This window comes from Pseudomonas sp. SDO55104_S430 (assembly GCF_054070595.1).
In genome coordinates this window covers 16,624-30,475 of the sequence record NZ_JBSVXG010000063.1, presented here as the reverse complement: position 1 = coordinate 30,475, position 13,852 = coordinate 16,624, and the positions used below count along the sequence as shown (strand labels likewise).

General features: G+C 61.2%; 12 protein-coding genes. 11 read left to right on the top strand and 1 reads right to left on the bottom strand.

Annotation, left to right across the window (positions count from 1 at the left end; translation table 11 throughout):
- Positions 1 to 161: 161 nt before the first annotated feature.
- Positions 162 to 1,274 carry an RHS repeat-associated core domain-containing protein gene (locus tag ACW9JE_RS13735; protein ID WP_457433040.1) on the bottom strand — a complete coding sequence of 371 codons (1,113 nt, stop codon included), beginning with the start codon at positions 1,272 to 1,274 and terminating at the stop codon, positions 162 to 164.
- A 638-nt stretch (positions 1,275 to 1,912) separates the two neighbouring features.
- Here ACW9JE_RS13735 and ACW9JE_RS13730 point away from each other — a divergent pair.
- From ACW9JE_RS13730 to ACW9JE_RS13680, 11 genes are all read left to right on the top strand, one after another.
- On the top strand, positions 1,913 to 3,259 hold the full coding sequence (locus ACW9JE_RS13730) for an outer membrane beta-barrel protein (RefSeq protein WP_457433039.1): 1,347 nt from the start codon (positions 1,913 to 1,915) through the stop codon (positions 3,257 to 3,259).
- A gap of 86 nt (positions 3,260 to 3,345) precedes the next feature.
- Positions 3,346 to 4,656, top strand: a complete 1,311-nt coding sequence (locus ACW9JE_RS13725) for an ABC transporter substrate-binding protein (protein WP_224533344.1) — start codon at positions 3,346 to 3,348, stop codon at positions 4,654 to 4,656.
- 25 nt (positions 4,657 to 4,681) lie between these two features.
- Positions 4,682 to 5,407, top strand: coding sequence for an ABC transporter ATP-binding protein (locus ACW9JE_RS13720; protein ID WP_224533345.1), 726 nt, complete (start codon positions 4,682 to 4,684; stop codon positions 5,405 to 5,407).
- Between the two features lie 4 nt (positions 5,408 to 5,411).
- Positions 5,412 to 6,116, top strand: coding sequence for an ABC transporter ATP-binding protein (locus ACW9JE_RS13715; protein WP_224533346.1), 705 nt, complete (start codon positions 5,412 to 5,414; stop codon positions 6,114 to 6,116).
- Positions 6,117 to 6,118: 2 nt separating this feature from the next.
- Positions 6,119 to 6,982: a branched-chain amino acid ABC transporter permease gene (locus ACW9JE_RS13710; RefSeq protein WP_175378754.1), complete on the top strand. Its 864-nt coding sequence runs from the start codon at positions 6,119 to 6,121 to the stop codon at positions 6,980 to 6,982.
- Positions 6,982 to 8,016 (top strand): branched-chain amino acid ABC transporter permease, encoded by a 1,035-nt coding sequence (locus tag ACW9JE_RS13705; protein ID WP_224533347.1) that lies wholly within the window; start codon positions 6,982 to 6,984, stop codon positions 8,014 to 8,016. The genes ACW9JE_RS13710 and ACW9JE_RS13705 overlap by 1 nt, the downstream gene beginning before the upstream one ends.
- Positions 8,017 to 8,344: 328 nt before the next feature.
- Positions 8,345 to 9,274: a LysR family transcriptional regulator gene (locus ACW9JE_RS13700; RefSeq protein ID WP_175378752.1), complete on the top strand. Its 930-nt coding sequence runs from the start codon at positions 8,345 to 8,347 to the stop codon at positions 9,272 to 9,274.
- Between the two features lie 363 nt (positions 9,275 to 9,637).
- Positions 9,638 to 10,132, top strand: a complete 495-nt coding sequence (locus ACW9JE_RS13695; RefSeq protein WP_457433038.1) for a hydroxyquinol 1,2-dioxygenase — start codon at positions 9,638 to 9,640, stop codon at positions 10,130 to 10,132.
- A 45-nt stretch (positions 10,133 to 10,177) separates the two neighbouring features.
- Entirely contained in the window at positions 10,178 to 11,197 is a 1,020-nt protein-coding gene (locus ACW9JE_RS13690) for a hydroxyquinol 1,2-dioxygenase (RefSeq protein WP_457433037.1), read from the top strand.
- A 90-nt stretch (positions 11,198 to 11,287) separates the two neighbouring features.
- Positions 11,288 to 12,751 (top strand): aldehyde dehydrogenase family protein, encoded by a 1,464-nt coding sequence (locus ACW9JE_RS13685; protein ID WP_457433036.1) that lies wholly within the window; start codon positions 11,288 to 11,290, stop codon positions 12,749 to 12,751.
- A gap of 8 nt (positions 12,752 to 12,759) precedes the next feature.
- Positions 12,760 to 13,827: a maleylacetate reductase gene (locus ACW9JE_RS13680; RefSeq protein WP_457433035.1), complete on the top strand. Its 1,068-nt coding sequence runs from the start codon at positions 12,760 to 12,762 to the stop codon at positions 13,825 to 13,827.
- Positions 13,828 to 13,852 lie beyond the last annotated feature (25 nt).

Here is a 13,852-nt window from a genome sequence, read left to right as displayed (position 1 = left end):
TCGTTCCCACGCTCTGCGTGGGAATGCAGCCCGGGACGCTCCGCGTCCCAAAGTCGAACGCAGAGCGTCCGTTGAGGCGTTTCCACGCGGAGCGTGGGAACGATCCGAATAGGTTGGATTGTTTGGTCGTTGCCACTGAATGGGAACGACCAAGTAATTTTTTAAATGCGTAGAGATAGGTAAAAGTATTTGTCATGAATTCTTTTTCTTTCTTTTGCCAGTCCATAAAACTCCCGGTCCACCCATGTCTCTAATCTTCTTATGTAAGTCGACATGTGCACTTTGTAAGCATCAGGGGTTTGAGGTGCTATACGGTGAAGTTCGTTTATGAAGTCTTTGGCGTATAGTCTATTGCTATCTATAAAGTCGAATAGGGGTTGGTAGCTTGCTTGCTCTGACCTTGCTGCACGCTCTATCACTCTCGAGTAAGGAAGACCGAACTCTGTTGCAGTATCTATAGAAGGCTGAAATATAACGCTTTCTCTTCTGGTTTTTTGATAACTCAGCATCTGCAATGTAGCGGATCGGTCAGGCGATTCAACCGCTGCAGCTACCAATGCCTTGTCGCTACCGTATGTCTGGAGTGGTCCGTTATCCACGGTGGCTTGCATTTTTTTGTCGATTGCTTGTATCCGTTCATACACCTTTCTTCCTTTGCTGGCTGAAACTCCAGGTTTCGTCCATGAGGCATCTCCAAAGTAGGTTGGTGTCAAACCCAACTGTTGTCCTAACCAGGTGAAAATAGATGTGCCGGTCGGGTCTGTAAAGTTGACAGGGTCTCCTTTGCAATACGCATAACAATTCAATCCGCCTTTCCCAAATGGACTCAATCTGTCCGGGCTATTGAACCGAATCAACACCGGATTAAATGCCCGATATCCGTTCCCCAGTAAATAATGCCCGGTCATCTGGTCCGGTCGCTCCCCATTAAACCCCAGCAAACTACTCAAACCGCTTTCAACGGACCGATGACCATAGGGCGAATAGGCGATGGACTGTTGCTGGTTCGGCTCCAGCGTATGTAGAACCGAGCGTTGAAAGTCAGTGGCCAATAACGTCGTATCGAGCACGTCGCTCTCATGCCGCTGCTGCGCCAACAGAAGGTTTTCATGCTGGACGATGGAGTGCCTGACTGCACCCTCTACCTCGGTGGCAAGCTGGTTTTTAGAGTAAAAGCGCTGAAGTTCCGAGGCATCCGGCGTCGAGTGGCCGGCCACTTTATCCAGCGGGTCGTACCGGTAGTGGATGAGCCAGGATTGTTTTGATCTGGACATGGGGCACTCCGAGCTTTGAGATCCGGGAGGGTTTGAGTATCGGAGGATTTGTCGGGCGCTGGAACTAGCAGAACTGATAGTGGATGGACCAGAATCACGTTCCCAATGTAGGAGCTGCCGAGTGCAACGAGGCTGCGATCTTTTGATTTTTGAAAGGCAAGATCAAAAGATCGCAGCCTTCGGCAGCTCCTGCAGTTCTGGATCTTCATCTCACACAAATCCTGCACCCACCGCAGATCCCCTGTGGGAGCGGGCTTGCTCGCGAAGGGGCCAGCGGCTTCAACATCTCCTTTGCCTGACCCACCGCATTCGCGAGCAAGCCCGCTCCCACAGTTTTTGATCTGCGGTGAACACAAATACTGTGTTCACCACGGATCCCATGTAGGAGCGAGGCTTGCCCGCGAAGAGGCCAGCATCTCCAACATTCTCACTACCTGAACCACCTTCTTCGCGGGCAAGCCTCGCTCCTACAAAAAATGGATTCGCATCTCCATTGTTCTGATTCCGCGAACACTGAAGTCGCCGAGATTGGAATTGTTGGGGTAGGGGCTCGCTTGTAGCCTTCATCACGTCGAATACCACGATCTGCCAACGATCGGATGGTGTTCGGCGGCCTAATAAAAATAAGGAAGGCAGATATGAATATTCGTGCATGGGTGTGCGCAGCGACCCTGTTCGCCCCCGTTCTGGGTGCCGGTGTTTTGTTTCCCTCGATGGCTGGTGCCGCCGACGATCCCATGGGGTCGCTGGTGCGCAATGTGTTCGGCGACAGTCTCGAGCGCGATCATGGCATCAAGATCTACGGCTGGGCCCAGGCGGGTGTGATCTATAACAACAACGGCACGGATGACGTCAGCAAACAGAGCTTTTTCAACACCGACGAAGGCGTGAACCTCAATCAGTTCGCTCTGGCCGTGGAGAAGAAACCCAAGAGCAACGTGGTCGGGCGTGTCGGGCCGTTCCCGGGGCCGATGCCGCAGGAAGCCGACTGGGGTTTCAACGTCACCACGCTGTACGGCAAGGATGCGCGCTACTTCAAGACCTACGGCTGGGACGAGGACCTGAGCGCCAATCGCAACAACAAGCCTGAAGACCCGGCCCTGACTATCGCCCAGGCCTACGTCAATTTCTATTTCCCGGTGCTCGGCGGTTCCGACCTGATGATCGGGATCTTCCACACCCCGCTGGAAAACGAAATCGGCTTCGCCTTGCCGTCCCCGGCCCCCACCGATTTCTACTCCCACACCTATTCCTTCATGCACGGCCCGGCCAAGCATGCCGGTGCGCTGTACTCGTTCAAACTGCCTTCGGCGCCCGGCGAAAGCATGCTCGGCTTCGAGGTGGGCGTGGTCCAGGGCTGGAACAATCTGCAGGATCCCAACCACGATCCGGACGTGATCGCCAACGTGCGCTGGCGCTCGGCGGACTTCAACACCTGGATCGACTGGGAAAACATCTACGGCAACGGCGCCGGCGACAGCTTTGCCGAATGCAGCTGCGGCTCGCCGATTCCGGCAGGCACCAAGGAAGACGATTTCAAGCGTCTGGCCTCGTACCTAACCCTGTCGCAAGTGCTCGACCCGAACAACCGCGTGGCCCTGGAATTGAACTACGGCAAGCAAAAGGACGGCGCCTTCGCCGGCTTCGCCAACAAGAACGACGGCACCTGGTACGGCACTAACCTCAACTGGTACCACAAGCTCAGCGAAAACCTGATGTGGAATAGCCGCGCCGAGTGGTTCTACACCGACGCACCGGTGCACGTGATGATGGCCAACATCGACCCGAACACCGGCATCCCCGATCCGACTTGGGGCGGTTTCTACGGTGTCACCACCAACCTGGCCTGGACCCCGACACCCAACGTTCGCCTGCGTCCGGAACTGCGTTACGACATCCACTCCGGCCCCGGTCGCGATGCCTACGCCGACGGCGAGAAGGACTCGCAGGTGGTCGCGTCCTTCGACGTCACGCTGTTCTTCTAACCGATTTCCCCCGATTACCCCTGACCCTGCGTGCTGGCCCGGCCACGCGTGGCGACCCCGTTCGTCCAGGCTTTTGGAGTATTTACATGACCGACAACAACGATAAAAACCTGTTTGGCCGCGATTTCTCCCGTCGCGCATTCCTGCGTGGCACCGGTGTCGCCGCTGGAGGCGTGGCGCTGGCGAGCATGCCGTTCAAATTCGCCATCGGCGGCGAGCGGGTGATCAAGCTCGGCTACGTCAGCCCGCAGACCGGTCCGCTGGCACCGTTTGCCGCGGCAGACAACTACATCATCGAATCCCTCAAGCAGGTGCTGAAGAACTCCATCGACATCGGTGGCAAGGCCTATCGCCTGGAAGTGATCGTCAAGGACAGCCAGTCCAACCCCAACCGCGCGGCGGAGGTGGCGAGCGAGCTGATCCTGTCGGACCAGGTCGACCTGATGCTGGTGTCCTCGACCCCGGAAACCACCAACCCGGTGTCCGACCAGTGCGAGATCAACGAGATCCCGTGCATCTCCACGGTCGCGCCGTGGCAGCCGTGGTTCTTCACTCGTGGCGGCAAGCCGGACCAGGGGTTCGAGTGGACTTACCATTTCTTCTGGGGCCTTGAAGATGTGATCGGCGCTTACACCTCAATGTGGGGTGCGATGCCGTCCAACAAGGTGGTCGGCGGCCTGTTCCCCAACGATGGCGACGGCAACGCCTGGGGCGATCAGAAACTCGGCTTCCCACCGGTGCTGGCGCAGAAGGGTTTCCAGCTGGTCGACCCCGGTCGCTTCCAGAGCCTGACCGATGATTTCTCCGCACAGATTGCCGCCTTCAAAAAGGCCGAGGTCGAAGTGGTCACCGGTGTGGTGATCCCGCCGGATCTCAGCACCTTCTGGACCCAGGCGCGCCAGCAGGGCTTCAAGCCAAAAGCGGTGTCGGTGGGCAAGGCGCTGCTGTTCCCCACGGCGGTCGAGGCGCTGGGCAAGGCCGGCAACAACCTGTCGACGGAAATCTGGTGGAGCCCGACGCACCCGTTCAGTTCGTCGTTGACCGGTGCCAGCGCCGGCCAGCTCGCCCAGGGCTTCACCCAGGCCACCGGCAAGCAATGGACTCAGCCTTTGGGCTTCGTGCATGCGCTGTTCGAGCTGGCGGTGGACATCCTCAAGCGCACCGAAGAGGTGGGCAACGCCCATGCGGTACGCGATGCCTTGCTCAAGACCAACCTCAACACCGTGGTCGGGCCGATCAACTGGAACGGCGGACCGGTGAAGAACGTCGCCAAGACGCCACTGGTCAGCGGCCAGTGGCGCCTGGGCAGCGACAACAAATACGACCTGGTGATCACCAGCAATGCCAGTGCCCCGGCTATTCCGTTGGGTGGTGAGATGCAGGCGATTACCTATTGAGCGGGCAACGGGACACAGGTGCACCATGCAACAACCACTTCTGCAAATGAGCGATGTGCACAAGAGCTACGGCTCGGTGAAGGTCACGGACGCCATGAGCCTGGACCTGCAACCGGGGGAAGCCCTGGGCATCATCGGCCCCAACGGCGCGGGTAAAAGCACGCTGTTCAACCTTATCGCCGGTGGCGTGGCGGCGGATCAGGGCAGCATTCGTTTCGAAGGCCGCGACGTCACCCGCGAGCCGGTGTTCAAGCGCTGCCAGCAAGGCATCGGCCGCTCCCACCAGATCCCGCATCCGTTCGTGAAAATGACCGTGTTCGAGAACCTGCTGGTGGGGGCGACCTTCGGCGCGCGTCTGGGCGACAAGGAAGCCAGCCATTGGTGTGCGCAGACCCTGGAACTGACCGGGCTGATGCGCAAGGCCAACGTGCTGGCCGGTTCCCTGACGCTGCTCGACCGCAAGCGCCTGGAAATGGCCCGGGCGCTGTCGACCCAACCACGCCTGCTGTTGCTCGACGAAATCGCCGGCGGCCTGACGGAACCGGAATGCCTGGCGCTGGTGGAGACCATCCAGGGCATTCACAAGTCGGGCGTGGCCATCATCTGGATCGAACACATCGTGCACGCCTTGCTGGCGGTGGTCAGTCGTCTGACGGTGATCAACTTCGGCGCCAAGCTGGCCGAAGGCGAACCCCATAGCGTCATGTCCGACCCCAGGGTCCAGGACATCTACATGGGCATCGGGAGCTGACGCCATGACCACAAGTCTTCTGTCTATCGACAAACTCTGCGCCGGCTACGGCGACTTCCAGGCGCTGTTCGACATCAGCCTGAACCTGGAAGCCGGCGAGACCGTGGCGATCATCGGCTCCAACGGCGCGGGCAAATCGACCTTCCTGCGCTCGCTGGCCGGGTTGATCAGCAACCAGCCAGGTGCCATTCGTTTCAACGGCCAGGCCATCGGCGACATGCCGGCCAACCGGGTGCTGGAGCAGGGCATCGCCCTGGTGCCCGAGGGTCGAAAGCTGTTTCCTTCGCTCAGCGTCGAGGAAAACCTGCTGATCGGCGCCTACAGCAAACGCCCGGGGCCCTGGACCCTGAAGCGGATTTACCAGCTGTTCCCGGTGCTGGAAAAACTGCGCAAGCGTCCTGGCACGGCACTGTCCGGCGGGCAGCAGCAGATGGTCGCGATCGGGCGCGGGCTGATGGCCAACCCGCAGTTGCTGCTGTGCGACGAAATCAGCCTCGGCCTGGCACCGACCACCATCAAGGACATCTATGCCGCGCTGCCTTCGATCAAGGCCGACGGCACCACGGTGATTCTCGTCGAACAGGACATCAATCAGGCGTTGAGTGTGAGTGACCGTTTCTATTGCTTCCAGGAAGGGCGGGTGTCCCTGACCGGGCGGCCAGGGGATGCGGACAAGGCACAAATCAAAGCCGCGTATTTCGGGATCTAGTGATGGAATGGCTCAATACTTTGCTTCAAGGCGTATTGCTCGGTGGCCTGTACGCGATGTTCGCGGTGGGCCTGTCGCTGATGTTCGGCATCATGCGCCTGGTCAACATCGCCCATGGCGACTTCATCGTGCTGGCGTCGTACCTGGCGCTGGTGGTGGTCAACCATCTGGGGTTCAGCCCGCTGGCCAGTTTGCTGATGGTAGTGCCGCTGATGTTTGTCTTCGGTTACCTGCTGCAACGGCTGTTGCTCAACCGCACATTGGGTAGCGACATCCTGCCGCCGCTGCTGGTGACCTTCGGTCTGTCGATCATCGTGCAGAACGTGCTGCTGGAATTTTTCAGCGCCGACAGCCAGAAGCTGTCCCAAGGTGAGCTTGAGGTGGCCAGCGTCGGTATCGGCAGCCTGAGCGTCGGGGTGATGCCGCTGATCGTGTTCGGCAGTGCCTTGCTGATCATCGGCGGCCTGCAACTGCTGTTCTACAAGACCTCTCTGGGGCGGGCGTTCCGCGCCACCTCCGATGACCAGCATACCGCGCGGCTGATGGGCGTGAACAACGCGCACATCTTCGGCCTGGCCATGGCGCTGGCGATGGCTGTGGTGTCGATTGCCGGGGTGTTCCTGGCGATCCGCACCAGCTTCGATCCCACCGTGGGGCCGGCGAGGCTGTTGTACGGCTTCGAGGCGGTGATCATCGGCGGCTTGGGCAGCCTGTGGGGCACGCTGGCGGGCGGGGTGATCCTCGGCGTCGCGCAAACCCTGGGGGCGAAGATCGATCCCGGCTGGCAGATCCTCGCCGGTCATCTTGTGTTTCTGCTGATCCTGGTCGTGCGTCCGCGTGGCCTGTTTCCCCGGAGTGTCGACTGATGAATGCCTTGAACAATCCCGCGCCGGTTTATCGCGTACAGCGCTCGACCACCAGCAGCACCATTGGCCTGGCCCTGCTGGGGCTCTGTGTGTTGGTGTTGTCGAGTGCACCGCTGTGGGCTGATCGCGCCAGCCTGCGGTTGGTGGTGGAGTTCGCCTATTACCTGGCCCTGGCGCAAATGTGGAATCTGTTGGCGGGTTACGCCGGCATGGTGTCGGTGGGGCAGCAGGCTTTTGTCGGTTTGGGTGGTTATCTGCTGTTCATGCTGGCGACTCAGTTCGGGGTGCCGCCATTGTTCGCGGTTTTGCTCTCGGGGGTGCTGGTGGCGGTGCTGGCGATTCCCACTGCGCTGGTGGTGTTTCGCCTGCGCGGGGCCTATTTCGCGATCGGCACTTGGGTGGTGGCGGAGGTGTTCCGCCTGGGTTTGGCGCAGATGAGCAGCCTGGGCGGCGGATCGGGGCAAAGTCTGCCGGCGGCGATCGTGCGGCAGATCGGCAATGACCGGGACGGGCGCGAAACCCTGATCTACTTCACCGCCCTGGCCATTGCCATTGGTGCCATGGCGGTGGTGTTCTTCCTTCTGCGCTCGCGGCAGGGGCTGGCGCTGGCGTCGATCCGCGATTCGGAGCCAGCCTCGGGTAGCCTGGGCGTGGATACCTTCCGCACCAAGTTGATGGTCTATGTGCTGGCCGCCGGGTGTACGGGTGTCGTCGGGGCGCTGATCTTCCTGCAGAAACTGCGGATTTCGCCGGACGCAGCGTTCAGCCTGCAGGACTGGACGGCGGTGGTGATCTTCATTGTGATCATCGGCGGCATCGGCACCCTGGAAGGGCCCTTGATCGGCACGCTGATCTACTTCGTGCTGCGCGGTTGTCTGGCGCAGTACGGCGCGGTGTACATGATCATCCTCGGCGTGGTCGCGGTGGTGATGATGCTCAAGGCCCCGCAGGGGGTGTGGGGATTGATCAGCGAGCGATTCGGCTGGCAGGTGTTTCCGATGCAGCGACGTCTGAAGGGGCACCAGGACCTGTAGGCCAAAATTCGGCTAGACACCGCAAATCCCTGTGGGAGCGGGCTTGCCCGCGAAGAGGCCGGCATATTCAGCATGGATGCTGGCTGAGCTGACGCCATCGCGGGCAAGCCCGCTCCCACAGGGATCTGCGGTGTACATGGATTTTTGCCGCGCCACAGGCAGCATGTAGGAGCGAGCTTGCTCGCGATCGCGGGGTGTCAGGGAACCCGCGTCATCGTTGACGACCATCGCGAGCAGGCTCGCTCCCACAGAGGTATGGAGCGCAGGTCGGCGAAAGGCTAACCTCGCCATACGCCAACAATAAAAAGCCTCCAGAGAACCTGCCCCCATGGATCGTTTACTCAGTGTCGAAGCCTTCGTGCGGGTGGCCGAGACCGGCAACTTCGCCAAGGCGGCCCAGCAATTGGGCGTGACCCGTTCGGTGATCACCCACCGCATCCAGCAACTGGAACAATTCATCAACGCGCCGCTGTTCCACCGCAGCACCCGCCATGTGCGGCTCTCAGAGGTGGGGGAGACGTATTACAAGGAGTGCGCGGACATGGTCGCCGGGTTCAATTCCCTGACCGAACACATGCGCGAGCTGCGGGCCAAGCCCACCGGCAAGCTGCGGGTGCAGATGCTGCCGGGTTTCGCCATCAGCCATTTCGGTCACCTCCTTGCCGAGTTCACCCGGCTGTACCCGGACATCGAGGTCGATGTGATCGTCAACGACCGGGTGGTGGACCCCATCGAAGAAGGCTTCGACGTGGCGTTTCAGATGTTCCCGCCCATGGCCGAAACTCTGATCGAACGCAAGCTGTTCACAGTGCGCCGGCTGTTCTGCATGTCCCCGGATTACGCCAGCGAGTTCGGCGTCCCGACCCATCCCCAGCAATTGCTGCAACACAAAATCGCCCTGTACGAGGGGTATCCGTCGCGCAATCGCTGGGTTTTCAATCGTGGGGACGAACAGGTCGAACTGAGCCTGCCGGGGCAGGTGCGCTCAAATTCCGTGCACCTGCTGCGCGATTACGCCCAGACCGGGGTGGGGATTGTCTGCCTGCCGACGTTGGTCGCGAGTGAGGATCTGCTCAGTGGCCGGCTGATACCGGTGCTGTCGGATTATCTGTTGTCGTCGTTCAGTTTCTCCGCGGTATACCCCGCCACCCAGCGCCGGGCCTTGAAGGTGCGGACCCTGATCGATTTCCTGGTGGACAATTTCGGTGCCGAACCCTGCTGGGACGTGCCGTTGCTGGAGCGCGGCTGGATCCGCTGAAACCCCACCACCCTGTAGGAGCGAGCTTGCTCGCGATGGTCGTCAACGATGACGTTGGGAGCCTGACGCCCCGCGGTGTCTGTGCCTCCATCGCGAGCATGCTCGCTCCTACAGTGGATCTGCGGTGCGGCACAAATCCCTGTGGGAGCGGGCTTGCCCGCGATGATCGTCAACGATGACGCGGGCTACCTGATGCCCCGCGGTGTGTGGGGCTCCATCGCGAGCAAGCTCGCTCCTACAGGGGATCGCGTTTCAGTGTTCGCGTTTTGCAAACACTGTTGTCGTCCACCAGCTAATTGTTACCGGACCTGTCGCGTCGTACTGTTTGCTCACTGTTACTAAAACAACAAAACGGTGAGAACCATGAGTAGCGCAGCAATTGAAACAGTCTTCGGCTCGCTGGACAATTACAGCAAGGGCTCGGTTGAAATCGTCAGCGGCCAGGCCAGCCATTACGCCTTTTCGAACATCTTCGAAGTGGCGGACAAATCCCTTCCTTACGAGAAAGTCGTCGTCGGCTACAACCTGGGTTACGTCATCGAAACCCTGCGTGCCGAAGGCCAGTCGCCCTGGTATACCTGCGCCCACGACGAGTTCGCCATCGTCATGGACGGTGAAGTACGGGTCGATTTCCTCAAGCTCGATGCGCCGCTCAAGGACGGCGAAGGCACACACGCGGCGGGTGACATGCCAGCAGGCAAGCCCATGGGCTACGTGTTGCTCAAGCGCGGCCATCAGTGCCTGCTGCCGGTCGGCACCGCGTATCGCTTCGAAGCCAGCCGCCCGGGCGTGATTCTGCAACAGACCATCAAGGGCCCGTTGTCGGTCGAGAAGTGGGCAGACATCTGCCTGAAGTGACCCGCCACCGACCGTCCACCCCACAACAACAAAAGGAATCCCGCCATGGCCATGCTTGAAACCGCTGCTGAAACCGCTCTGTTTGCCGACGACGAAGTCCAGGCCAGTGTGCCCCATGCCGTCACCGGTTATCGCTCATTCAAACTCGGCGCCTTCGAGCTTTCGCGCGATGAGTATTTCGCCCGTATCACCTGGCCGGCCAAGGGCCAGACCCGCTCGCACCTGATCCCGGTCGATGCTTTCCTGCGCGCCATGATGCGCGACGTGGCCTGGGGCTTCTTCTACGGCTGGGTCAACTTCGACCACGTCATCGGCACCCGCAACTACTACGGCAAGGTCGATCTGTACGCCGGCACCTTCAACGGCACCCTCAAGGAAGCAGGGGTCAACTACACCGAAAACTTCGAAACGCCGCTGATCATGGCCACCTTCAAGGCCATCCTGCGGGACTGGACCAACGCCACTTTCGACCCGTTCGCAGCCCCCGAAGAAACCGGCAGCGCCTTCGGTCGCAAGAACGGCGACAACATCGAAGCCATCGAACGCTTCCGCATCGCCACCAAGCGCATGCCAGGCCTGCCGGATGACTCGCCGCTGCGCAACGACCTGCCAGTCAACCGCCAGTTCATCGACGTGTCCCAGGAAGAACCGGAAGTCCACCCAGCCGAAGGTTTCGAAGGCCAACTGCATGCCTTCAGCCTGTTCAAGTACCTGTCGCGTTCGGACGTGACCTGGAACCCGTCGGTGACCTCGGTGTGCAAGGCCAGCCTGTTCTGCCCGACCACCGAAGAATTCATCCTGCCGGTGTTCCACGGCAACGACCGCATCGAGTGGTTTTTGCAGCTGTCCGACGAAATCATCTGGGACGTGGGCGACAAGGATGACGGCAATCCGCGCGCACGCATCACCATGCGTGCTGGCGACATCTGCGCCATGCCCGCCGACATTCGTCACCAGGGTTACTCGACCAAGCGTTCGATGCTGATGGTCTGGGAAAACGCCACGCCGAACCTGCCGCAACGTTACGAAAGCGGCGAGCTGAAGCCTTATCCAATCGAGTTCTAAGCATTCGCGCCTTGCCCGTTTACGCGGGCAAAACGCACAGCAATCACGTCGAAAGACACTGCGCAACAGGCGCGGTGCGAGGAAACCATTATGCAAAATCAGCTCTATATCGATGGCCGCTTCGTGGATGCGGTCGCTGGCGGCACCATCGACGTGGTCTCGCCCCATGACGGCTCGTTGATCACCCGCATCGCCGCCGCCGAAGCCGCCGACGTCGATTTGGCCGTCGCCGCCGCCAAGCGCGCGTTTCCGGCGTGGTCGGCACTGGGTGCTGCCGAACGCGGGCGCCTGCTGCTGAAACTGGCGGACAAGATCGAAGAATGCGGCGAAGAGCTGGCCCGCCTCGAATCTCTGGACACCGGCCACCCGATCCGCGACTCCCGTGGCCTCGATGTGCCGCGCACCGCCGCCTGTTTCCGCTATTTCGGCGGCATGGCCGACAAGATCGAGGGCTCGGTGATTCCGGTGGAAGCGGGCTTCCTCAACTACGTACAGCGCAAGCCGATCGGCGTGGTGGCGCAGATCGTGCCGTGGAATTTCCCGCTGATGTTCACCAGCTGGAAAATGGGCCCGGCCCTGGCGGCGGGCAACACCATCGTCATCAAGCCTTCGGAAATCACCCCGTTGTCGACCCTGCGCATCGCCGAGCTGATGACCGAAGTCGGCTTCCCCAAAGGCGTGGTCAACGTGGTGCCGGGTTACGGCCACACCGCGGGCCAGGCGCTGGCCGAACACCTGGACGTGGGCAAGATCGCCTTCACCGGTTCTACCGCAACCGGGCGGCGCATCGTCGAGGCATCGAAGAGCAATCTCAAGCGCATCCAGCTGGAACTGGGCGGCAAGGGCGCCAACATCGTCTTCGAGGACGCCAACCTCGATGCGGCGGTCAACGGCGCCGCCTGGGCGATCTTCCATAATCAGGGCCAGGCCTGCATCGCAGGTTCCAGGCTGATCCTGCACAAGGACATCGCCGACAAATTCCTCGAGCGTTTCATCCCGCTGGCCAAGTCAATTCGCCTGGGTGACCCGATGAACCCCGAGACCGAAATGGGCCCGCTGACCTCGGCGCTGCACCGCGATCGCGTGATGGCCTACATCGATATCGCCATCGAGCAGGGCGGCAAGATCCTCGCCGGCGGCAAGGCCCCGGACGACAAGGCCCTGGCCAACGGTTTCTACGTCGAACCGACCATTGTCGAAGCCAAGCCTGAGGATCGCGTCTGCCAGGAAGAAGTCTTCGGCCCGTTCGTCACCGTGGTGCGTTTCAGCACCGACGAAGAAGCCCTGGCGATTGCCAACAGCACCGAGTACGGCCTGGGCAGCGGACTGTGGACGCAGAACCTGACTCGCGCGCACAAAATGGCCAATGCCATTCACGCCGGCATGTGCTGGATCAACTGCTACAAGCGCGTCAGCCCCGGCAGCCCGTTTGGTGGCGTCGGCCAGTCCGGCTACGGGCGCGAAATGGGCTTTGAAGCGATCCACGATTACACCGAGGCCCGCTCGGTGTGGGTCAACGTCGACGCCAACATCCCGCCGCACTTCAAGCGCTGAGGTCTGCCATGAATCCGTTTATCTACCAGAGCCTGCCGACCCGCGTGGTGTTCGGCTGGGGCAAGCTGTCGGCGCTGGCCGAAGAGATCGAGCGCCTGGGCGCGCGGCGTGCGCTGGTCCTCACCACCCCGGAGCAACAGGGCCTGGGCGAGCAGGTCGCGGCCTTGCTGGGTGAGCGTGCGGCGGGCATCTATCCCAAGGCGGTGATGCACGTGCCACTGGAAGTGGCGCAAGCAGCCCGGGTGGAAGCCGCGCGGCTGGATGCCGATTGCTGCGTGGCCATCGGCGGCGGTTCGACCATCGGCCTGGGCAAGGCGATTGCCATGGATTCCGGCCTGCCGATCGTGGCGGTGCCGACTACCTACGCCGGTTCGGAAATGACCCCGATCTATGGCCTGACCGAGAACCGCCTGAAGAAAACCGGACGCGATCCACGGGTTCTGCCCAGGACAGTGATCTACGACCCGCAACTGACCCTGACCCTGCCGGCGCAGATTTCCGCCTGTTCGGGCATGAACGCCATGGCCCATGCGGTCGAAGCGCTTTACGCCCAGGACGCCAACCCGATCATCGGCTTCATGGCCGAAGAGTCGATCCGTTCGCTGGCGCAGTCGTTGCCGGGCGTGGTCGCCAATCCCGAAGACCCGGACGCTCGCGCCCAGGCGCTGTACGGCGCCTGGCTGGCGGGTATCTGCCTGGGTTCGGTGGGCATGGCCTTGCACCACAAGCTGTGCCACACCCTGGGCGGCACCTTCAATCTGCCCCATGCCCAGGCCCACGCGATCGTCTTGCCCCACGCCGCGCATTACAACCGCGAGGCGGCGACCGGCCCCTTGCAGCGGGCGGCGCGAGCGCTGGGCGGCAGCGAGGCCAGTGAAGTTGGCGCCTTGCTGTATGCGCTGAACCAGAAGCTGGGCATTCCCCTGGCACTGGAGGATATTGGTTTTCCTGCAAACGGCCCGGCCGAAGCGGCGCAAATCGCCTGCGCCAGCCCGTACTACAATCCGCGGCCGTTCGAGCAGGCGCCGATCGAGGCACTGCTCAACCGCGCGTTGAAGGGTCAGGCGCCGGCCTGACGCACTCACCACGTTCATCGGAATA